This is a genomic window from Microbacterium sp. M3 (genome assembly GCF_033548675.1).
Lineage (GTDB): Bacteria > Actinomycetota > Actinomycetes > Actinomycetales > Microbacteriaceae > Microbacterium > Microbacterium arthrosphaerae.
Genome location: NZ_JAWTZT010000002.1, coordinates 436,609 through 457,662, shown reverse-complemented (window position 1 = coordinate 457,662; position 21,054 = coordinate 436,609). Strand labels below are relative to the sequence as shown.

The following is a 21,054-nucleotide window of genomic DNA, read 5'->3' as shown; positions in this document are numbered from 1 at the left end:
TCTCAGGGCGTCAGCCCGGGGCCGCCGGTCCATCATCATCCGAGTCATAGCGCACGAGGACATCGCCGACGTCGCCGAACGCCTGGTGCATGGCCGCTGCCTCAACGCCGACGCCAACGAGTATCACTGCAAACGGTGAGGGGCCGACCGGCTGGCCGTGCATCGGGTTGCCGATGCCCGGAGCGAACCTCACAGCCGAACGAGGCAACTCAACACGGGGGAAGCGGCCAAGCGCCCTCAACCAGTCAGCGCCAATCCGCGCAGGGAGGAGCAGTACGGCGCGGCTGACGTGTCCCGCCTCGTATTCGGCGACCATTCGGCGCGTCCACACGCCGGGACCGGTGCCCGAGAACGGGCAGTTCATCCATGCGGTGGCTGGCGAGTCGTCGGGGTTACGCCATGATGCCTGTGCCAGCGCATCCACGCCGTCTGCGAGCACGAGGTGGCGTCGCGCTGGCACATTGCGCTCAGGCCCGCTTGCCACGTCAACGTCGATTCCTCCCAGCAGCTCCGACGCGCGGTCGAGAACCCACGGCGGGGTCAGCCACGCATCGCTCTGCGTCTCGCGACGAGCAGCGTGGAAAGGCGCAGACCGCTGAGCTCTGGTCATTGACTCGGCTGCGCGGAGCGAGACCTCGCCACGGACGAGTGCTTCAACCATCTCGGGTTCAGCATCGCGAAGCACAACGCGTGCGGCACGAACGGCGCGCTCGGAGACGCCACCTAGGCTCGCAGCCTCGGGTTGCGTGAGACCGGCACGCGTGCCGGTCTGACGCCGCTGACCTCGCTCATACGTAGCAAGCGCGGCCACCGACACGGCTCGTTGTGCGGGGGAGAGGTGACGGCGGTCAACGTTCAGCGCCAGCACCAGGTCGCGGGCGGCCCCTTCGTCGCCCAGGAACGGCTCGGTGCGCAGCTCCACTCCCAACAAGCGACAAGCCTCAGCTCGGTGACGGCCATCAAGGAGCCACGTGTTGCCCGCGTCGTCCCGCCATGTGCGAGCCGCCTCGAGCTGACCATGTGCGCGAACGCTCTCGGTGAGTTCCTACATCTCAGCGTCGCTCAGCGGAGGCAGTAACTCAACGAGGGGATGGAGAGTCAGCGCCACGTATGGAGCCTAGGGGACGGGGCGCGGCCCTCGGGAAAGCGTCGCGGCCCGTCCATCCCAGGCGTGGCCCCGACCTGCAAGGTGACCCCGTAAAGCGCCTCGCCTACCCTCGTGGCAACTCATCGTTCGACCGGTCCGGGCCTCTGTGGTTACTCGTAGGCGCGGTGCACGTGCCAACCATTGCGGGCCTTGAAGAGGTCGAATACCAAGCTCACGCCGCGCTCGTCGGTCGCTGAAATCGCCAGCCGTACAGGCCCTGCAACGTCTCAAGCGCGGCCCAGATCGGCTCGCGCAATCGAGTCGGGTGATCTGTCACGCGCCATCGGCGTCCGGCATAGAGCATCCGCGAAGGCAGATCGTTGATCATCCAGACCGTGGCTTCATGTTCGACCTGCGCATTCCTCATGAGAATCGCGAATAGAACACAGGTACGGGTCGCGGTAGCCTTCCTCTGAGGGAGTGGGCTGGATGACAGTGGAACGCGAGTGGCATCCCATCATGGCCGCGGTGGAGGGGCCGACTGGTGTCTGGAAGATGGTCGACGCCTACGGGCGAGACTATGGGCTGGTTGAGATCAGGCGAGTAATGAACGGCGCCGAGACTCGCTACAAGACGACGTGGCGGGGCGAGGTGATTGGCTGGGCGACGACACTCCGGGAAGCCTGTGAGCGAGTACATCAGGCGTACCTGCGTGCCCACGGCCCTGGCGGGGCCCCGATGGCTGATTGGGGTAGCACCTGGAGAGGATCTTGATTCGTCGGCCCTCATGCGCCGTGCATTGATGCGGCGTCTGTCGCCGGAGCAGTGGCCGCACGATCTGGGGCTCAATCTGTCGCAGTGCGGTCGGTCGAACGCGGTACCGGCTTGGTGGAGAAGCGCTCGATGAAGTTGAGAGCGATTGTCGCCACTTCCCGCCAACCGTGGTCGATGGTCAGGGTGTGTCCCCGGTGCGGAATCTCAGCGATCTCGGTGATCCCGGGGTTTCGCGCTTGCCGCTTGTACGGCGGCCAGCGTCTATCCGCCTCGGCCTTCGGCGGCGTGTGCCAGTTCGTTGCAGAACGACACGCTCATCCCGAGGGCTTCGTATGCAGCGCCGCGACGACTGTTCACGTCTACGGCGAACGCCATACGCGACGTCTCGAGAAGGCTTTCGCTAACACTCGTCGGACTCACGACTACTTCCGCCGCGCTGCCCATCTCACGCGCCACCCGCACCGACTGAGCAACGCTGAGCCGTGCCTCGGCGATATCTCGGCCGGAGATCGCGCTGAACATGAAGGCGAGCCCCAGCGTGGCAAACTGCGAACAAACACGGTCGCGAGAAAGCGCGTCCAGCGACTCCGGCGGGTTCGCGACGAACCGGAGGACGGGAGGCTCACCTTCGACGAGCTCAGCGAAGAGCCAGCGTTCAGTCACTTGTTCTTCGTAGGGGTGAAACAACGTGTCAGATTCGCCTGCGGCGTGGAACGACGAAAGCTTCTTGTTACATTGCTGACAGGCTGGCACGAGATTCCAGGGCTCAATCGCCAGGCCTGCCACCCAGCTCTTGGGGAGAAAGTGGTCCAGCGTCGTAGCTTGAGCGTGCTGGCAATAGGTGCACAGGTTGTACCTGGCGCCAGCGAGTAGTTCGTCGTAGATCGGTCGGGCTGCCCCGCTCGGATGGGCGAGTTGCTGATCGTACAAGCTACGAAGCTGCGTGTCGGTGAGCGGCTCAACAGCGTAGTGCGAGGGCTGCGAGGCATGAACCTGGCCGGTCGAGAGCGCTGCACGGAGGGTGGCGTGGTTCTCAGTTAGCCGGGGGATGGCTAGACGGATGTTTGCGGCGAAGGTCTTGTCCCGCACACGACTAGCGCTTCGGCTCGCGACATCCTCCACACGAACGGTCGGCGGCTCAACTCCCCACATGGTCCCTCGCGCGAAGCGCGTCAATCATCGCGCGGAGGATGGCCTTTCCTTCACTCCCAAGCTTCCCGTCGAGCTTTGCGAGTGCCGACTCGTAGCCCTGCCCGGCATACTCCGTCGCGACTTCCAGCAGTATCTGGTGGTACCCGGTGGACGTCACCTCCAGCGCGAAGACTTCATTGGTGAGCGTGCCAACGTTCTCGCCGAAGGTCTCAATCAAGGGACGTTCGACGGAGGTCAGGTCGCCGACTCGATTGAACTTCCAGACACAGTCTCGCGGGACCTCCTGAAGGACGACCGGCGAGTGCGTCGCGATGATTGCTAGCCCATTCCTATCGATGAGAAGGTCGCTGAGAGCCCGGACAAATGCCGACAGCAAGGGAGGATGCAGGTGCGCCTCGGGTTCGTCCAGGAGGACCAAGCTTTTCTCGGCAACCGTCTCGACGAGTCGCGTCACCGTGAGCAGAACGATCTTGTGCCCGGAACTCAGCCTTTTGAACAGCGATGGAAGCTCTTCAAGAAACTCGGCGTCAGTCGGGCGATCCTCGACCGCGTCCGCGATGCCGACAGAGGCAAAAATCGGGTCGCTTTCGAGGAGCCTCAAAGCGCGAACCCAACGCCCACGGAGCGTATCTTGCAAGCAGGCGCGCGCGGATTTGGTCATCTCAGACGCGATTGCCTTGGGACCCTTGATTCGTTCAGCGTCGTCTTTGATCTTCAGGCCGACGTAGTGGTAAGTGAGTCCCTTCGTTCGGTCCTGAGAAGACGTGAGTGGTTCGAATGCATCGAATGCGCTAAACGAGACTGACACGAGATTCGCGACCACGGCGTCCTCGGCGAGGGATCGCTCCGGATCACCCGCACCCCGCTTGACGTGGAAGGACGCGAGGTTGTTCAAGAACGTGCTTTTTCCCACGCCATTCCGCCCGATGACCACATGAATATTGCTGGGTGGGAACGAGTTCGGCGTCACCGAAAAGCCGATGGTTGGCTTGCTCTTGAGATACGACAGCGTGTAGCGCAGGTTGTAGGGGGTCAGTCGCGCGCCCCCTTGAGCGAGCCGCGCATATTGCTCCTGAACAGTGAGAAGGGGGACGTTGCGAAGGAGAGAGACGCGCGTCACCTCCTCATGCTGTGCACGTTCAAGCACGCTCGGGGAGTACGCAAGGTCTCGAAGTCCCGACAGAACTGAATCGCGGACATCCGAACCAAGTTGACTGAGGGTTTCGTAGAAGGAGGGATCCTGAGCGAGGGAAAAGTGGGTCGCCGGCAACTCTGTGAAGCTATCGGGCGGACCAGGAAATCGCATCTCGCCGGCGATCCCGCCACCGCGCCCGGCGGGCTTCAGTCCAAACTTCCCGATTTTGGTGGTGCCAATGGAGTGACGCTCACCATGCCGGTCCACGTACAGGACGGAGTAGGTGGTCGCGAACTTGAACCAGTCATCCCAGTCGACGTGCTGGAGATAGACGGTCCTCGGCGTCAGTTCGGCGCCGCCGTGCCATCCCGTTGCAACGAACCTCATTCCGCCCCTTCATCACCAACGCGATGCGAGAACAATAGCGCGGCTTTGCCCTCGCGGAGCGCAGTTGCGGCAGGCGGCGGCGTGATAGTTGCGAGCCTTCTCCTGGGCGAGACTTGTCACCCCGAGGCGTTGGACGCCGTGCGGCCCCGCGACCGGATCCCGTGCCGGCAGGCTGACCTTGACGCCGCCGGGGAATTCCAGCGGCCACTCTCAAAATCGCAGCTTGGAGCCCAGCTCGCTTGACGTGAAGTGCCTTCTCCCGCCCTGCCCGGACGTAAGTGCTCCTCGGCGTTGGTGGTCACAGGTCGCTGCGATGCACGTCGCAACCAGCACGTGGCACATCGAAGACATACGTCTGGGTAGCCGCGGGCCGGGGGGCGATCCGTCGCGAGGAGCCGTCGAATCTGGCGACCGCGCCGCTCAACAAGGGCTCGAAGGGCTTTGATGCACGTCGGAAGGAAAATATGACCCCAGCAACCGTGGGTGGGATGTGTCCGACATCGGCATGGGTGGAGAACACGAGAGCGTAGTCCTTGACGTCCAGCATGAGCAGCGCCACAGATCAAGCAAACAAGTCCCGGTCGTCGTTGTTTGCAGCGTGTGCGACATTGAGGGTAGATGCCGGGGCCGCGATGGGCGCCGGGGCGAGATGAAGGCGACGGTGGGGGTCGATGGGATGGATGCCGCGGGCAGCGAGCAGCGCGGGGATCCGGCTCATCTCCGCGTAGCCGATCCGGACCGGCATGACGGTGCTCTCGTCGCTCGCCAAGACCGCCAGACCGTGGTTGCCGTCGTCGAAGCGGCTCACGGCGTCCCACACGTCACCGACGATGGGGGCCGGGAATAACATCTCAAGCTCAGTACGCCCGACCGGCTTGCGGGGCGGAACCAACTGGACGCGGTGACTGAAGTTGGACCTGATCTCGCCACCGATGATGTTCGCGTCGGGCCGCTGCAACGCGATAAGCAGGAAGATCTCAGCGAAGCGGAGTTCACGAGCCGCCTTGCCCAAATACATCGACAGCAGCGCCTTCTGGTTGGCTAGCTCCTGCGCCTCGATGAAGTCCGGGTCATCCTTTCCAAGCCCTTTCGGCACCTGCACCTGGATCAGCATGGACGACACCTCGTCGATGAGCACAGTGACCGGGCGGATGTTCTCGGCGTCCCGTACAGCCTGAGACAACTCCGACCACTTCACTACGCCTTCCCGCAGGACGACTGCCTTGCGGCGCTGGCCTTCGGCGTAAATGCCTTTGAGAGCGGCCACGGACTGTGCGTACGTGCGGGCGAATCCGAGCGTGTACGGCTCGAGGCTTGCGAAGTCCACGCCGGCCTTGCTCGGGTCGATGATGAGCAGGTCGTGGCCACGCGTCAGGCGGCCGACCGCATCGGCGAGGAGCATGATCGTCTTTCCGGAGCCTGTTGGGCCCACGACCATGCTCATCGGCGCGCTGGTGAGCAGCTGTCCAGCCGGACGGCCAAATGGGTCCATTCCGACAGGGATGCTAGCCCAGTCGGTAGACGTCAAGGTGGCTGGCAGGATCTGCTCCAGCGCGACTCGCTTGGGGAGGGTCAACCGTGGCCGCCGCTCCATCCGCGTCACGTCCGTGACTGAGTCCACGGTGACCGCCCAGTCGGCGTGCGCGCCCGGTACGGCCTGGAGCATCACGCGACGCATCTGGACGACTCGCGACTCGCCTTCAACGGCCCGGCCAGCCGGTGCCTTCAGGATGACCTGCGCGATGCCCTCGGCGTCGGAGGTCACCATGATGGAGACCTCGTGCGGGTGCGAACCCAAGAGCGAGGCGACGCGGCCACGCAACGCGCGGTCCGCCGCGGTCAGGTATCCGGCGAGAGCGCGGCGGTAGAGCGGCTGCCACGAGACGAGGGAGAGTCCGTTGGCCGCAGTCTGTAGCCACGCTTCGACGGTCTCGGCGCGGGTCGGAGAGATCCCAGCTGCGAGCTCGAGATTCCAGTACCCGTCGCCACGGTCTGAAACATTCAGGACCAAGCCATCCGAGGAAACGGCGATCCTGCGTCGGCGCGTCTCGTCGGGGGTCTCCACACGCAGGACTGCGGTCTGGCCGGAGCGCTCACGGTCGACCGTCCAGCCCGGCATCACCTGCTGAACCCTGTCGAGACTGCGCTGCGCGGCGGCCACAGCCTCCGGCGGCGACGTATGACATGCTCGTCGCCCTCACCCTTGAGCCCGACCACGCGCCCCTGAACCCCGCCCCGTCGCTGCTGTGGCGGAAACCGCAAGCGGAGCTGGCCGAGGTCGTCATCGAGACCGCGATGGCGGGGATGGCGTCGGGGGACCGCACCGACGACTTCTTCCGCGCCGTGTGGATCCTCGGGCTCCTCGGCAGCTCCATCCGGTCACCGCAGTCGTACGTGCACAGCCCCGTGACCGCCGCCGTCTACGAGTCCTCCGGTGTCGGCGAGACCCTCGACCGACTCATCGAGGTCATCCCACAGGCGGGGCTCGACGAGGTGCGCCAGCTCGACGACATCGCTCGCACCGAGCTGTACCCGCACCTGAGCCCGCCCGTGCACCTGCACCCGTGGATGGGCAACGACTTCGTGCAGGCCGAAGCGGACATCATCTCGAACGGGCCGCTGCTGGACATCAAGTCCGGCCGCGGCACCGCCAACTCCGCCGGCGTCTTCGGTTTCCTGCCCCGCCCGCAGGACCTGTACCAGGTCCTCATCTACGCGCTGCTGAACCGGCGGGAGCCAAAGGAGCGGTACGGGCCGGTCACCCACGTCGGCTTCTACTTCGCGCGGTACGGGACGTTCCTCACCTGGCCGCTCGAAGAGCTGGTCCGCGAGCTCTCCGGGAGAGACCTCGATCTCGACGGGCAATGTCAGACCGTGATCGTCCTCGCCGACCAGGAGAGCTACGATCCGCTGTCCTGACCGCGCAAGGATGCCACTGTACCGACATCGACCACCGTGCCTGGCAGCGCGACCTCGACACCATCCGCGATGAGCTCGAGGCCCGCGGCGCGCGCGACACCTTCGACGCTGCCACAGGCGAGCCCGGCTGGTTCACCCATGAGCTGTGGGCCACTCCGACTACATGAGGCGCCGGTCGCAGGGCTGTCTCTTTACACAGGAGGGTTGGGATCGACACCCAGTGGGCCGACCACTTCCTCGTCGAGTGGCTCCACGGAGAGCGCTCCGTCCTGGTCGTTCACGATACGGGCGCCGATAGCGGCAGCCAGCGCGTGCGTCATCCGCTCGTCGGCCGGCAGCTCTGGGTGGGATTCGAAGGCCTCTGTCGCTCGGGCGACGGACTCGTCGCTGAACAGTCCAGTCAGGATGTCCTCGGTCGCCTTGGTCAACCCGAGCTTGTAGTACACGCGCTCCTTCTCCTCGGCGAGGCGCCTCTGCACGAGCGCGTTCAGAGAGCTGGTGATGTCAACCATGCCCCGACGATATCGGGGACCACGGTCACGCCGACCGCAACGGCGTACGCGGGCATAGCGCAGTTGGTAGCGCTCCACCTTGCCAAGGTGGAGTCGCCGGCGCGCCGGCAGCTCGCGGCAAGCCCGAATGCTTACCGCTCGCCGGTTCGCCGGCGGATAGTGGAACCGTGCCCACCCGTCCTGAACTCCTGCGCCGTCGGCAAGCAGATCCCGCCCGGCGCCGTGTACGTGGGCCGCGGGGCCGCGGCAGCACCCAAGGGAACTCGTTCGTCATCGGCTACGACGGAACTCGCGAGGCCGTCATCGCCAAGCACCGGGAGCCGCTGCTGTCACAGGCCGAGCGGAAGAAGCTCCTGGATGGTGCGACGGCGAGAGAGAGAACGCGGCGCCATTGCGATGGAGCAACTCGCGTGAGCCGTCGAGCGGCACCTGCAGATCGGGCGCGCAGCCATTGGACGGCTCGGGTCTCCGTGACTAGTTTCGTCAACATGAGCATGCGACCGTTGCCACCCGCCGGGTGGTACCCCGACCCGCACCGCATCGCGGAGCAACGCTGGTGGGACGGTCAAATGTGGACCGAGCACGTCCACCCGGCGGCGGCCCGACTCGTCGTCGAGGAACCGGCCGCGGTCGCGCCAGCCGAACCAGCGGCGAGCGAGCCTGCGCGGCCCGAGAAGTACCCTACGCACTGGTCGGCGGGCAAGCGGGAGAAACGCTCTCGAGAGGCGATGCGATGGCTTCTACCAGGGGAGAGTCCGCTCTACCAGTTCTCGGCGAACTGCACGCGGCCGCTGACGACCGAGGTGGTGGTCACTGACCTGCGGGTCTTCACGTACGGCGTGAACAAGTTCGGGCGAAGCGTCCTGAACAGCGAGATTGAGGCGGCGGGACTGGTGAGAAAGAGCATCGTCATCGCCTTGGCGGGTGAGGAAACGCTCACCCTTTCGTCCGTCGAGGAGAGAGTCAGGGAACCGGCGCTCGCCGCCGTTCGAAGCGCGATGACTCAAACCCCTCCAGCGGAGGCCTTGGAGGAACTCCAACGGCGCGCAGCGGAGGCAGCTGACGCGGAGGCCGACGCCGAGGCTGAGTCTGCGGAGCAGGCCGCCCGTTGGGCGGACACGACGATCCTCGGGCCGGTGCGCGGCAAGTCTTACCGTTCCATCGCCCGGTTGAGCTACGACGGCGAAGTTCCGTGGCTGGTGATGGGGTCTTGGGCCGCGGGTGTGCTCGCGGCATTCGAGGATCGTTTGGTCATCGTGAAAACGGGTGCCCTGACCAGCTTCATGGCCGGAGCGCTCGGCGGTGAACGAGCGACCACGTTCTACTTCGCCGACATCACCGCCATTGAGTACAACTCTGGCTTCCTGAGCGGCGTGCTCGAGGTCTTGACCGCCAGCTACCAAGGGTCGGCGAACAAAGACTACTGGCGGGGTAAGAGCGCTTCACGAAACGCGAACAGTAACGACCCATGGACACTAAGCAACACGCTGCCCATGACGAAGCCGGAATACATCGAGTGGACCCCGCATATTCAAGATCTGCGCGCCAAGGTCGCCGCCGCGAAGCGGCCACCTGCCGCGCCCGTCATCTTGCAATCGGGCTCGAACCTCGCGGAAGAACTCGGAAAACTGGGTGCTTTGAGGGAGTCAGGCATACTCACAGCGGAAGAGTTCACCGCCGCCAAAGCCCGGCTCATTGCCGGCACGACGGGTTGAGGCGACGCTGGGCTGAGCTTCAACCGTGGGCTGGGCGTATTGGGCCCAAGCCCGACGCCTACGTTGAGCCGTGTATACACGGAGCGACCATCGCCTAGTCGGCCTGGAATAGGGGAGCTATCTCCTACGCGCCGCGTTCGGCCATCCGTACTGCGAAGTTCAGATGCCTGATCTTCTGCGCCTGCAGCGGTCGAGGGCGCACCGCGAGCCGCAGGCCTTCCACAGCAGAGCGGGTTGCGACCAGCATGAGGCCGCCGGCCACGAGAGTGCCGGACTGGATTAGAGCAGCACGCTCCTCGACAGTGCAGGTCTGATTGATGTTGCTGGCGGTATTGCCCATGCCGACGTCGCGCAGCCATTGGTTTGCGCGCTCCACCGTGTCGCGGACGGCGACCGCATCCGTCGGTACCTCAAGGGTCACACCGGGTCGCCTGCGATCCTCCACCGTCCGGACAGTACCTCTCAACAGTGATTCGATCTGCTCGCGTGAGCCGCGCGGACAGACCTCAGCCAGATAGCCGACAAGCGACTGCGCTGCGCCAGCATGCTGACCGGAATCCCTCGAGACCATGATGTGTCCGTCGAGGCTCGTCAGCCGTCGCGTGAAGTGACTCTTCCATTCGGAGATGGGGGCGCAAAAAGTTCTTGGTACACAACCCTGCGCGCAGGCGCTTTGTGGTGACCAGTACGAGACCGCACCTCCTTGTACGCGGCGATCTCGGAAAGCGCGTCGCGATGGTGCGTGGCGTTCCCGGCGACCTCAGCCGGGCGGCTTCGGTCGAACTCGACTTGGGTGAACCCGGCGTCCCGTCAGCGCCTCCCGTGCACCCTACGGCGAGGGGTGCGACAAGGGATCTGTGCGCGGTGGAGACAGCAACGTAAGGCCGTCACGCCCGTCGGCGCTCCATGAGGGATTCGGATGCCGTCTCCGCGACACTTCGGTCGACATCGAGCGCCAGCGCTTCGAGCACGTCTACAGGAGCGGCCGTGTTCCATGCGACGTGGAGCCTAACGATACGGTCCTCGTCCTTGGCGAGCCTCCGGAGATCCTCGGTGGGCGTGTGGGGATTCTTAGCTACACCGTTGCGTGGAACCGAGGACGGGTCTCGAGCCAGGCGGCGGAGTACCTCCACGCTCGTCGCCGGGTTTGCACCTACGGTGTGCCTCACTCCGATGTCATTGTCGTGCGCGAGGCGCCCCAGGAGAGCGGCGTCGTCAGTTGCCTCGGCAACCGCGCTTCGCACAACTGCCTCGCGGTCGTGCGCGTATTTGTACAGCTGCCGGGCGGTTGTGTCGGGTCGTCCGGCGATGACGGCGCGAACGGCTCTGTGCGGGTCCCGGGTGAGCCGACGGAGCAGTCGCGGCGACAATGAGGAGTTGTGGGCGACATCGACGCGCAGGTACACGTCGCTCGCGGCGGCATAATCAGTCAGCACGTCTAGCGGCGTCGAGGGGTTCCTGGCGATCCTCGCCCTCATGAGGTGATGAGTGGAGCGGTCAGCGATGGCGCGCAGCTCCTCCGGCGGGGTATCTGGGCTGGAAGCCTTGGCGACATCATCCATCGTGTCTCCCTCATTCTGAATCGCCTGCTGCGCTTGAGCCTAGTGATGCTCATCGCCGTCCTCCGTTCGTCGAGACCTCGACGCGCGAAGGCGACGTCTCACGGACACTGTCCACGTGGCTGACAGTGAGCACGTCTACCGCCTGAGAGAAGCGGTCGAGGCCTTCGAGGGTGGAGCGCATTCCGGCTTCGTCCCGCGAGCCCAGTCCTCGCCGAGGGGGCCTTTCGTTCGCCGGTCACCGTCTACACGCGCGGTCAGGCGACGTCAGACCGTCCAGGGCTTGCCGTCGTCGTCGATGTGGATGGCGAGCCACCCCGCGGCGACGACGTGGAGCTTCCCGTCGGCGGTGCGGACGCGGTGGCTGCCGGAGGAGCGGACGATGAGCTCGACGACGTCCGTGAGGACGACGGTCTTGCCGTCGCCGTAGTCGTAGACCCGCTCCTCCTCGGTGAGGGCGATGGGGGTCTCTGTTGCGATGGGCGTCGAGGTCATGCCGCCCTATGCGGCTCAGCCTCCGAGCTGCTCGACCAGAGTGGGGGTGAGGTTCATCCGATAGTGGTCGCGGGGCATCAGCCCCGTCCCTTCGCCCGCGGCATGGAAGCTGTCGGAGAGCTGCGCGTAGGACAGGTCGATCTCGACGGTCGGTGAGAACGCTCCGTCGGCATAGCCCCCGGCGTAGCCGAAGGATCCGTCCCATCCGGCTGCGGTGAAGCTGTCCGCCAGGTCGAACGGCAGACCGCCGGCGAAGATGTAGCTGCGGGAAATGCCCACGTCGAGCAGGTCGACGTCCACAACGCAGATGGCCGGTGTCGGGAACTGCACCTCCCCACCCTCGGCCACCGCGGGAAGCGAGGTGGCCCCCTCAAGGTCGCCGCGGGCGGTCACCTCGAACGTCCCGTCCATCGAGAGCTGTCGGAGCCAGTCCTCCTCGCAGGCGCTTGCGACCGGCGCAGGCTCTGCGGGCTCAGCCGGTGCAGACTCCTCCACTGTCGGAGTCTCGACGGTCGCTGGCGCTTCCTCGTCCGAGGTTGCGGTCGACGCGCCAGCGCATCCCGTCATCACGAGCATCGTCACGGCCAGAGCGCCGAGCACACCGAAGGTACGTCCCACTGTTCCCCCATTCGCTGCCCCGCCTGAGTTCCCTCCCAGGGCGGGTGCGCGCTCACGCTATCAGTGCTTGGTGTCAGCCGGTGTGACCCAGCCGTAGAACCCGCAGTCACATTTCACGAGGAGGTGGGTCAGTAGGCACGCCACGTTGCAAATGTGCGAGGTGTCCCGCGCCGCCCACGAGTGGCGGCGGTGCTGCGGGTGCCAGGTGCTCACCGGACGACCACTATGGCCCGTCTGTTAACCAGCTCGTGGGCTGTCGCGATTGATCCAGCGATTCAGCGACCCCGTCAAGGTCGTGGACTGAGCCACATCGTCAAACTATGTGCTCGGTGCGACCAATCAGGTGGCACAAGATCGGGTGAGTCCGACGGGTGCGAAATCTGCGGACGGGCTGGACGGCGACACATGTGGTCGTGTTGCGCGAAGCGCTCGGTGCGCCGGTGGACCCCGGCAGTTGCCACGTTCAGATGCCGTTGCCTTGGGTTCCTGCTCGTTCGCGTGCGCGGCCGGATCACATTCGGGCGCGACCCCTGCGTTCGGCCCGAGTTCGTGTAGGGAACGCGGAGGCGGAACGACATAGTGAAGCGCCCTGGGTCTGATGGAGACTCGCGCTATTTGATTCCGACCAGCTGTTCGCGGTCGGTTTGGACAGCATAGAACGCGTTCTCGAACTCGGCGGGTGGGATGTCGCCGAGGTACCCGTGGAGGCGCTGCGTGTTGTGCCAGTGCACCCAGCCGAGCGTCGCGAGCTCGAGGTCCTCGACGGTCTTCCACGGCCCGGATCGGGCGGGTCCGCGGACGAGTTCGGCCTTGTAGTAGCCGTTCACTGTCTCAGCGAGGGCGTTGTCATAGCTGTCGCCGACCGTCCCGATCGACGGGGTCGCGTCGATCTCGGCGAGGCGTTCGCCGTAGCGAATCGACGTGAACTGGGCGGATTCAACTGGTCGTCGCAACACCGCCTGTTTGCAGCAAGTGTAGGTGCTCATCGAGTGCCTCAGCCGGGGTTCGCCAGCCGAGCCGCTTTCGGGGTCGCGTGTTGAGCGCGTGGGCGACGGCGGCGAGGTCGTCCGGGGTCCAGCGTGAGAGGTCGGTGCCCTTCGGAAAGTACTGCCGGAGCAGCCCATTCGTGTTTTCGTTCGTGCCGCGCTGCCAGGGACTGTGGGGGTCGGCGAAGTAGACCGTCAGGCCGGTGTCGATCGCGAACTGAGCATGCGCAGACATCTCCCTCCCGCGGTCCCAGGTCAGGGAGCGCTTGAGCTCCGCCGGCATAGTGCTCATCGCTGCTGCCAGCGCCCTGTTCATCGACAGTGCACCGTAGCCAGACAGGGCCGGCCCGTTCTTGACGACCGGCTGTTCCCGCCATCCGTCCTCGCGGGGCAGATGAACGAGTGTGGTGAACCCCGTGGTGCGTTCCACGACGGTGCCGATCGCCGATCGATTGATGCCGATGATGAGGTCGCCCTCGTGGTGGCCAGGGATCGCGCGGTCCTCCGCCTCCGCCGGCCGCTCACTGATCAGGACATCGGCGGTCACGTGAGCCCACGGCACCCGCTTGGATCGCGCCCGCGGCATGCGCAGTGCTCGCCCGGTGCGCAGACACAGGATGAGCTCGCGTTTCAGAGCACCGCGGCTCTCGATGAACAGCGCCTGGTAGATGGCCTCGTGGCTGATGCGCATGCTGTCATCATCGGGGAAGTCGAGCTTGATCCGGTTCGCGATCTGCTCCGGACTCCACCCCGTCACCCACCGGCGATCCTTTCGGTGAGGCTTGTTCCTCCCGATCCACTGCGGCGACACCGGCCCCACGACAACACTGCCGTCGGGGCGTCAGATCTGGCCGGAGAGACGCTCCTGAACGTACTCACGCAACCGAGGGTTCGCGGCGAGCTTCGCGACTTTCGGTCTTCGCGCGAACAGCTCCGCCTTCCACTGCGCGACCGAGGCGCGGTAGTCCAACTTCCCACCCCGCGTCGCGGCGTTGCGGCGCAGCTCCCTCGAGATGGTCGACGGGTTGCGCCCCAGCGCTCTGGCGATCGCGCGGACCCCGGCGCCTGTTGTCTTCAGGATCGCGATCTCTTCGCGTTCAGCCAGCGACAGATACCGACCCGACGGCGCCGGCCACGAATACGGTGACATACCGCCTGATTGTCGGAACCACCGCGACCCCACCACCGGCGCCACGCCGATCGCGACACCCGCCTCCGTTGGGAGCAGGCCGGTGCTGACCTGCGCCCAGAACTCACGCTCCCGCGCACGCGGATGCCCTGGGTGCCCAGGAGAGCGCATCGGCGCTCGCCCGGTCACTTCTCTCATCCAATCCGATGGTCTTCCCACAACACCCTCCGATCAGGTGTTGCTTCCACCGGTTGAGCCCAGTCTGAGATCCGGCGTCGCTGTGACATCGGAGGTCGCCGTGGTGGTGACCACGAGACCAGCGGGCCATCTCGATCGCGTCGAGCACCATCTCGGTGCGCATGTGCGGCGCGACCCGCCAGCCTACGATCATCCTGCTGAACGCGTCGACGATGAAGCACACGTACGCGACGCCGGCCCACGTCGGCACGAACGTCAGATCCGTCACCCACAGCCGGTTCGGCGCGACCGCGGTGAACTCCCGTTGCACCAGATCCGGGTGCCGCGCTGCCGCCGGGTCCGGACGTGTGGTCTTCACCCGCTTCGACCGTCTGGCGCCCTCGATGTCCGCGGCTCGCATCAGCCGGGCGGTCTGGTCCCGTCCGATCATGATCCCGGCCCGTCGGGCGGCCTTCCAGAGTTTGCGGACCCCGTAGACGCGATAGTTGGTCTCCCATAGCTCGACCAGCTGCGGGATCAGCTCCTCGTCGCGAAGGGCGCGGGCAGACGGGGCACGGGTCTTCGCGGCGTAGTAGCTGCTCGGAGCCACCTGCAGCAGCCTGCAGATGAGCTCGACTCCGAGCCGGCGACCGTCCACGACGTCGTTCTTGTTCGCGTCGACGAACGCGACTACTTCCGGTAATGGCGGTCGAGCTCCGCCCCGAAGAAAGACGCAGCCCGCTTGAGCACCTCGTTAGCCCGACGAAGCTCGCGGTTCTCCTGCTCCAACTCCCGCACCCGCTGCGTCTCGGCACTGCTCACGCCGACTGCAACACCGTCGTCGATGTCGGCCTGCTTCACCCACATCCGCACCGACTCAACGCCGTATCCGAGCTGCGTCGCGACCCGCTGCACCGTCCCCTGCGTGACCCCGAGCTCAGCCCGCAGCGTCCTCACCATCCGCACCGCGGCGGCCTTCTCCTCGATCGAGTAGCGACGCGTCGTCGGCTTCCCCGACGCCAGTTCCTTCGGCATAACCCCATCCTCGTTTCCAAGGTCAGGAGTCTCCAACAAACTCAGGGCGCTTCATAGAGTGCAACGAATCGAGTTTCGCAGTGAAGCCGGACGGGCGCGGAACATCAGCCCGTTGCAGTTTGTGAGCAACGCGCCAGCTCCGAGTGTGGGCTGATGAGTCAGGCGAGCATTGGATGGACTGACTACCCCGTTCCTGCTGCGGCTGGGATTAGAAGTCGGTGTCCTTTGTCCACCAGTAGAACTTCTCGTCGTTATAGGTGACCGGGTGCAGGACCGCCCGCACCTCTTCCTCAACGCCATTGGCGTACCGCAGCACGATGTCGCGATACTGCATGTCCGTACCTTCGTACCGCGCGACATCTCCGGCGCTCACGACGCTCGGCATCGGCACAATGTCGTTGTACACGACCATGCCGCCTGTGAGGCCATCAGGCGCCTCGGTCAGCGCCCTCTCGAAGCCACCCCACCTGGCGGATCCGCGACTGTCCTCGAGGACAGTCATCGCAGCCTTGTACCTGTCATCGCCGGAAAGCGCGAACGCAAGCCGCTCCCCATAGGTGAGGACCTGCACGATCTCCTCCGGGCTGTTCCCCTCGGAAATCGTGTCCGGTAGAAGATCTCGCTCGTCCTCTGTGTACAGGTATGCGTCCTCGGCGAACGAACGGATATTCGCTTCGCTGCCATAGAGGGCGGCCCAATATGTGAGCTGCTCGTCTTTGGTCAGAAGGATGTAGTCGTCCAGGCCCCGTTGTTGGATGGGAACGAGCTCGGCAGGAATGGTGCCCAGCGTGGGCACTCGGTCTGGAGTGCGTTCCGGGGTTGGCTCGACGGACGGCGTGGTCTCCGTCTGCGTGCGCGGCTTCGGATCTGCCTCAGGTTCGGTAGCGGGTGCGCACGCGGTCGCAGTCAACGCGAGCACCCCTGCGACGACGACGACAGCTGCGCGGAGCGCGCGGTGGCGAACGGGCCTTGCGGAGGCTCCTGCTACTAGGCGAGTTGACACGGGTGAACCACCATCCTCACGCAACGAACGTATCGGGTCGGCACGCAAAACGACGAAATAATCCCGTTCAACCCCCGCGGATGCTCGGTCCTTCAAACTTGGGCGGCCGGCCTGTCATGGGCGGCGCGAACAGCGCGCCGCAGGACGGGCAGGACCAGCCGCCAGCGACATCGCGCATGACAACCCCACACGTGGAGCAGTGGGGCTGGGCCCCATCGCCCAGCTCGTTCACCGAATCGGTCATGCTCGTCACTTCGCGCAGGTCAGTAGAGCTTGGGCGCCCGGTCACCTAGCCAGTACTCGATCCCGCGAACTGGCGTTTTCGCCTCATCCTTCGTGTAGATGAGGTCACGCGAGAGCTGGACGTCGAGCTTCCGAGTCGATGGCTCGTAGTAGATCTTGTACTCCGTAGGAGCGGGAATCCCAGCGGACGCGAACTTCTGTTCCGCCGCTTCAAGGTCCTGAATCTGCAGGTCGTGCACCCGACGAATACGGTCGACGCTGATGGATATGCCCGCCAGATCAGATGGGTACACAACCATACCTCGCTGCTCGAAGTAGAACTCCGCGTACATGTGGCTGGGCTCGGACGAGGCGTAGACGAAGAGGGCGGACACGTCCGGCGCGTCGTTGGCATACTCGAGACCCAGCGACACCCAGGCCGAGACCAACTCCTGCAGAATCGCTTGCTCGCTCAAGGGCTCACCATTTTCGTCAGTTTCGCAGTGTCAGGTCAACCGGTTTGGAGCCGATGAGTGACCTGATCACAAACTTCGTGGGACGTCCCGTCGCAGCATCGGTGACGACGTTGACGTCGACCGTAACCTTAACAGGCGGGTTAGACATGAGCGCTCCCGCCCATTCGTTCTCTAGCCTCCGGTATTCGCTGAGGTTGAGTCTTGACAGCTGCGAGACCAGATTGTCGAGCTTCGGTGATCCGCCGAAGCGATCCCCGGCAAGGTGACCCGCATGATCCCCGGGCAGTTTTCCTGGCGTATTTGGGTCGTGCGGGAGGCGACCCTCGTGCCCTTTGAGTTGCAGGTCGTCGGTGATCCAGCGGTCGATGTGGCCATTGGCGTCGGTGTGGTAGAAGTACTCGTGTTCACCGGTCTGGTACCAGGCGTTGGGCTGCAGGGTCCCGTCCGCGCGCAGGTGCGAGCCGTCACGGAGCACCGGCTGGTCGCCGATGATGTCCGCCACCGACGCCGGCTGCCAGGGCGACGGTGCTTCGGAGCCGAGACGACCGCCCTGCCCGTCGAGGTCGAGCTCCATGCGTGGACTGTCGATCACCGGGGCGACCGAATCCATGCGTGCATGAGCCACATCGACCGGGCTGGGGGTGTCCATGCGGTGAGTGAATCCGTCCAGCCCACCGATACCGGCGAAGGCGGGCTGTCCGCCGCCCAACCGTGCCGCGAGGTCGTCGACGGCGGCTTGTGTGCGGGTGAGGAGGTTGTTAAGGCTGCCGCCTGTTGACTGACGAACGGTCGTCGCGAGGTCCCGTAGCGCGTCGCCCACTTTGGCGCTCCCGGATCCCAGCGCGCCGGCGGCTGATTTGATGGGCGTGGTCAGCGACTCCAGCACACGACTGCTCAAGCCCAGGCGTTCCGCGGCAGATCCGACGGCCCCGGATTTGAGCAGCGCAGACCCGCCCTTGACCGGAAGGAGAAGTGTGGCGATGTTGAACACCACATTGCCCGTTGCCTGCGCCGGGTTGGTGTTCCAGTCTTCCTCGGATCCGACGAAGCCGTCGGCGACTGCGTTCAGACGTGACACCGTCCACTCGTCCGTCTCTTGCAGCCACGAGTAGTACGCAGGGTCGAGCGTCTTCTCCGCTCCATCCCAGCCCTGGGCGCTGACGACCATGAGACCCGGCATGCGCACCAACCCGATGCCCAGCGCTCCCAGCGCCTCTCCGGTCGCCGTCCACGCCGCCCCGGCGGCGTCCGGGTCGTGGAGCCAGCCGCCTGTCATTATCCAGACGCCGCTGAGAGTCTCTCCGGCGGCGTTGCCCATGCCGCTCCAGAAGCCCTCGTTGCAGGTGGTGGCTTTGGGTCCGGCCTCACCCCACGGCAGCCCCGGCATCGCGTTGAGCTGCGCTGCGGTGACAGGCCCCACCGGTGCGAAGCAGAGGTCGATGTGCTTGCGGACGCTGTTCTGAAACTCGGCGCCGGCGGTCAGGATCGCGGCGACAGCGGCATTCACCCGTTCCAACATGTCCGTGTTGGCATCCACGGACGGGCCGTGGTTCTGCCACGGAATCGTGGTCGGTCCGAGCTTTCCTTGCCATGCCGCGGCCACCGGACCATCCGCCAGAACCGGATGGCCTGACTCCCATGGCCAGACCACCACACCTCCCGCGACACGGTCGACGAAGTCCCACGCGTCGGCGCGAACAACCTTCAGCGCTTCGACGTGGGGCCGCACGGTCGACGCGAGGGTGTGAGCTGCGTCACCGAACCCTGTCAGCAGCGCCGCGTACGTTGTCGCGTCGGTGTCGGCGGGGATGATGGCCGCCAGCAGCGCCGGCCCCTCCGGTGCGCTGAAGACCGCGGAAAGCGGCCGCCAGGACTCTTGAACGCGCGCTGACGCGGACTCGATGCCGCTCGCGGAGGCGCGCAACTGCGTGCCGGCCACCTCGATGCTGTCGCAGTCGATATCGGTACCCGGGATAGCCTCCGGGTCGATCAGCGTCAGACTCACGGCTCAAGACCCAGTGGCTCAAGGTCCCCGGTGACAGCGCAACCTAGGGCCGTGGAGATCGTGGCGGCGGCCATCTCCTCGTCACCAGCGACGTACGCGGCTGTTGCGGAGGAGGCACCCGCAGCGCACGCGGTGATCCGACTGTTCGCTTGCTCCATGAGCCCGGCGTTCTCGACCAGCGCGGCGCTGAGGTCACCAGCAGCGCCGGACAACAGAGAGCCCGTGGCGCCGGCGAACGTCTCGAACGCGTCACCCACTCCCGAAGCGGCTTTCAGCAGCGACGCTTGCTCTGCCTCAACGTGGGTGAGCACGCGAAACACGCCCCCTGGATCAACCGACCACGAAGACATCACACCTCCTGCGCCACCGAGCCTACGACGCGAAGCGCCTCCACGATCAAGGAAGCTCGCACATCGGTGGACAACTCATACGCCTCCGCAATCCACTGGTCACCGCTGAGCTCGTCTGGCAAGGATGGCCAGAACAGCAGCAGTTTCTCACCGGCGCCGGTCGAGATCACGAAGCTGAGCCCGTCGGCGCTAACGACCAACTCACCGTCCACCGTCGCAGCCGCCAGCACCAGCTGTCCCAACCCCAACGGCGACACGGTACGGATGAGATGTTCACTGGGCATCAGACGTCGCCCCCAGCCCACGTGCCAGCATCTCCGGGTCAACTCCCCGCAGCAGCGCGGCCAGCGACTCCTGGTCAGAGGCGGTCACGTCCACCAGCAGGGTGCGCATCCTCGGGCGGCTGCCCACCCATTTGACGTGCGCCAACTGCGGGTCCGGGTTCCATCGCGAACGTCGCAGCGCCCGGGGGCCTACCGCCACTGCCAGCGGCCGCAGCCCTCGGGCTAGCTCCCGCCCAAAGGTTGCGTCTCCGCCGGCAGCGCACGCCCATGCCGTACCCAGCAGAATGTCCTGCCGTTTCGAGATGGTGCGCAGACACCCCACCGCGTCAGCGCCGGACGCTCCGGGCAGGAGAAACTTCCACTCCTCAATCACACCGGTGTCGACACGCCTCACCAGGCCCGCCCCCGCACCAGCCTCGGACGCGACAAAGACCCGAGTCGGCCTCGGCATGCGGCCGCGGGCAAGCTCGGTGATCGCTCTCGGGTCCCACACTCGCGTCACGGGTTCGGACGTTCCCCACCCGGGCCCGTCACCAAGCACGACCTCCACGGCGCGACCGATCTCCGCGCCGGCATCGGCACGATGGTGAACGGACACAGAAACCTGCACAGCCTCCACCACCTCGCCGAGCCAGGCCTCACCGGTTGAGTGCGCTGGCGCCGCCGGCACCTCGACAGGGTCACTGTTGAGACGAGAGACCCCGCGCTCATCCGCGAGCAACCAGTCGCCTCCGCTGGCTCGAAGCGCGGCCAGCATGCCGACGGACATACGAGACGCCGGCGGCGTGATCAGTAGAGGCCGCCCGCCGCTCCGAAGGACCGACCGCAGCCAGTCGCGCCGTCCCCGCGTCAACTGAACCGCTGCCGCACCGGACCAGCTCGTGACGGTCGCGTTCCACTTCGACGACGACAGCGGATGAGGCGGAGGAACTGAGGCAGTCACCTGATCAGGGTGCAGTTCGAAGGGCACACGCACCAGCGTAGAGAATGGGGCGACCCACGACCTTCACATCATCCAAGCAAAGGCACTTCAA

General features: G+C 65.5%; 19 protein-coding genes, 1 tRNA gene, 3 pseudogenes and 1 other annotated feature. Of the genes and pseudogenes, 3 read left to right on the top strand and 20 right to left on the bottom strand.

The features are described 5' to 3' along the window. Positions 1-10: 10 nt before the first annotated feature. From R8Z57_RS07475 to R8Z57_RS07450, 6 genes are all read right to left on the bottom strand, one after another. Entirely contained in the window at positions 11-922 is a 912-nt protein-coding gene (locus R8Z57_RS07475) for a hypothetical protein (RefSeq protein ID WP_318353140.1), read from the bottom strand. A 397-nt stretch (positions 923-1,319) separates the two neighbouring features. Continuing rightward, positions 1,320-1,514, bottom strand: coding sequence for a hypothetical protein (locus R8Z57_RS07470; protein WP_318353139.1), 195 nt, complete (start codon positions 1,512-1,514; stop codon positions 1,320-1,322). Between the two features lie 608 nt (positions 1,515-2,122). Further along, positions 2,123-2,950, bottom strand: coding sequence for an HNH endonuclease signature motif containing protein (locus R8Z57_RS07465; RefSeq protein WP_318353138.1), 828 nt, complete (start codon positions 2,948-2,950; stop codon positions 2,123-2,125). Between the two features lie 49 nt (positions 2,951-2,999). Continuing rightward, positions 3,000-4,535, bottom strand: a complete 1,536-nt coding sequence (locus R8Z57_RS07460; protein ID WP_318353137.1) for an AAA family ATPase — start codon at positions 4,533-4,535, stop codon at positions 3,000-3,002. A gap of 298 nt (positions 4,536-4,833) precedes the next feature. Then, positions 4,834-5,094, bottom strand: coding sequence for a hypothetical protein (locus R8Z57_RS07455; RefSeq protein ID WP_318353136.1), 261 nt, complete (start codon positions 5,092-5,094; stop codon positions 4,834-4,836). A gap of 3 nt (positions 5,095-5,097) precedes the next feature. Further along, positions 5,098-6,696 (bottom strand): hypothetical protein, encoded by a 1,599-nt coding sequence (locus R8Z57_RS07450; RefSeq protein ID WP_318353135.1) that lies wholly within the window; start codon positions 6,694-6,696, stop codon positions 5,098-5,100. A gap of 23 nt (positions 6,697-6,719) precedes the next feature. On the opposite strand from R8Z57_RS07450, the gene R8Z57_RS07445 reads away from it, so the two are divergent. Next, the gene (locus R8Z57_RS07445; protein WP_318353134.1) at positions 6,720-7,454 is read left to right on the top strand and encodes a hypothetical protein; all 735 of its coding nucleotides are present in this window, start codon (positions 6,720-6,722) and stop codon (positions 7,452-7,454) included. Between the two features lie 191 nt (positions 7,455-7,645). On the opposite strand, the gene R8Z57_RS07440 is transcribed toward R8Z57_RS07445, so the two are convergent. After that, on the bottom strand, positions 7,646-7,966 hold the full coding sequence (locus R8Z57_RS07440) for a hypothetical protein (protein ID WP_318353133.1): 321 nt from the start codon (positions 7,964-7,966) through the stop codon (positions 7,646-7,648). 48 nt (positions 7,967-8,014) lie between these two features. Between R8Z57_RS07440 and R8Z57_RS07435 the strand changes: the two genes are divergently transcribed. Both R8Z57_RS07435 and R8Z57_RS07430 read left to right on the top strand, forming a co-directional pair. Then, positions 8,015-8,083, top strand: a tRNA-Gly gene (locus tag R8Z57_RS07435). Positions 8,084-8,454: 371 nt separating this feature from the next. Then, positions 8,455-9,681, top strand: a complete 1,227-nt coding sequence (locus tag R8Z57_RS07430) for a DUF2510 domain-containing protein (protein WP_318353132.1) — start codon at positions 8,455-8,457, stop codon at positions 9,679-9,681. A 124-nt stretch (positions 9,682-9,805) separates the two neighbouring features. Here R8Z57_RS07430 and R8Z57_RS07425 read toward each other — a convergent pair whose 3' ends face one another. The 13 genes and pseudogenes from R8Z57_RS07425 to R8Z57_RS07365 all read right to left on the bottom strand — a co-directional run bounded on the left by R8Z57_RS07425 (position 9,806) and on the right by R8Z57_RS07365 (position 20,990). Further along, on the bottom strand, positions 9,806-10,126 hold the full coding sequence (locus R8Z57_RS07425) for a hypothetical protein (protein ID WP_318353131.1): 321 nt from the start codon (positions 10,124-10,126) through the stop codon (positions 9,806-9,808). Between the two features lie 442 nt (positions 10,127-10,568). Next, positions 10,569-11,243: a hypothetical protein gene (locus tag R8Z57_RS07420; RefSeq protein WP_318353130.1), complete on the bottom strand. Its 675-nt coding sequence runs from the start codon at positions 11,241-11,243 to the stop codon at positions 10,569-10,571. A gap of 264 nt (positions 11,244-11,507) precedes the next feature. Further along, positions 11,508-11,735, bottom strand: a complete 228-nt coding sequence (locus tag R8Z57_RS07415) for a hypothetical protein (RefSeq protein WP_318353129.1) — start codon at positions 11,733-11,735, stop codon at positions 11,508-11,510. A 15-nt stretch (positions 11,736-11,750) separates the two neighbouring features. Further along, positions 11,751-12,317, bottom strand: coding sequence for a hypothetical protein (locus R8Z57_RS07410; protein WP_318353128.1), 567 nt, complete (start codon positions 12,315-12,317; stop codon positions 11,751-11,753). 647 nt (positions 12,318-12,964) lie between these two features. After that, positions 12,965-13,282, bottom strand: a pseudogene (locus R8Z57_RS07405) (integrase core domain-containing protein); the annotation flags it as partial. Positions 13,283-13,289: 7 nt separating this feature from the next. Beyond that, positions 13,290-14,666: pseudogene (locus R8Z57_RS07400) on the bottom strand (IS30 family transposase). A gap of 63 nt (positions 14,667-14,729) precedes the next feature. Beyond that, positions 14,730-15,680 (bottom strand): annotated as a pseudogene (locus tag R8Z57_RS07395) (IS3 family transposase); the annotation flags it as partial. Continuing rightward, positions 15,247-15,381: a sequence feature (AL1L pseudoknot), on the bottom strand. (Overlaps the previous pseudogene by 135 nt.) A gap of 208 nt (positions 15,681-15,888) precedes the next feature. Next, the gene (locus tag R8Z57_RS07390) at positions 15,889-16,476 is read right to left on the bottom strand and encodes a hypothetical protein (RefSeq protein ID WP_318353127.1); all 588 of its coding nucleotides are present in this window, start codon (positions 16,474-16,476) and stop codon (positions 15,889-15,891) included. 470 nt (positions 16,477-16,946) lie between these two features. Next, complete coding sequence (locus R8Z57_RS07385; protein WP_318353126.1) at positions 16,947-17,381, bottom strand: hypothetical protein; 435 nt, start codon at positions 17,379-17,381, stop codon at positions 16,947-16,949. 16 nt (positions 17,382-17,397) lie between these two features. After that, entirely contained in the window at positions 17,398-19,386 is a 1,989-nt protein-coding gene (locus R8Z57_RS07380) for a DNA/RNA non-specific endonuclease (protein ID WP_318353125.1), read from the bottom strand. Then, positions 19,383-19,736, bottom strand: coding sequence for a DUF6507 family protein (locus R8Z57_RS07375; RefSeq protein WP_318353124.1), 354 nt, complete (start codon positions 19,734-19,736; stop codon positions 19,383-19,385). Before R8Z57_RS07375 ends, R8Z57_RS07380 begins: the two co-directional genes overlap by 4 nt. Beyond that, the gene (locus R8Z57_RS07370) at positions 19,736-20,020 is read right to left on the bottom strand and encodes a hypothetical protein (protein WP_318353123.1); all 285 of its coding nucleotides are present in this window, start codon (positions 20,018-20,020) and stop codon (positions 19,736-19,738) included. Before R8Z57_RS07370 ends, R8Z57_RS07375 begins: the two co-directional genes overlap by 1 nt. Next, positions 20,010-20,990 carry a DUF6177 family protein gene (locus R8Z57_RS07365; protein ID WP_318353122.1) on the bottom strand — a complete coding sequence of 327 codons (981 nt, stop codon included), beginning with the start codon at positions 20,988-20,990 and terminating at the stop codon, positions 20,010-20,012. The genes R8Z57_RS07370 and R8Z57_RS07365 overlap by 11 nt, the downstream gene beginning before the upstream one ends. Between the last annotated feature and the right edge of the window lie 64 nt (positions 20,991-21,054).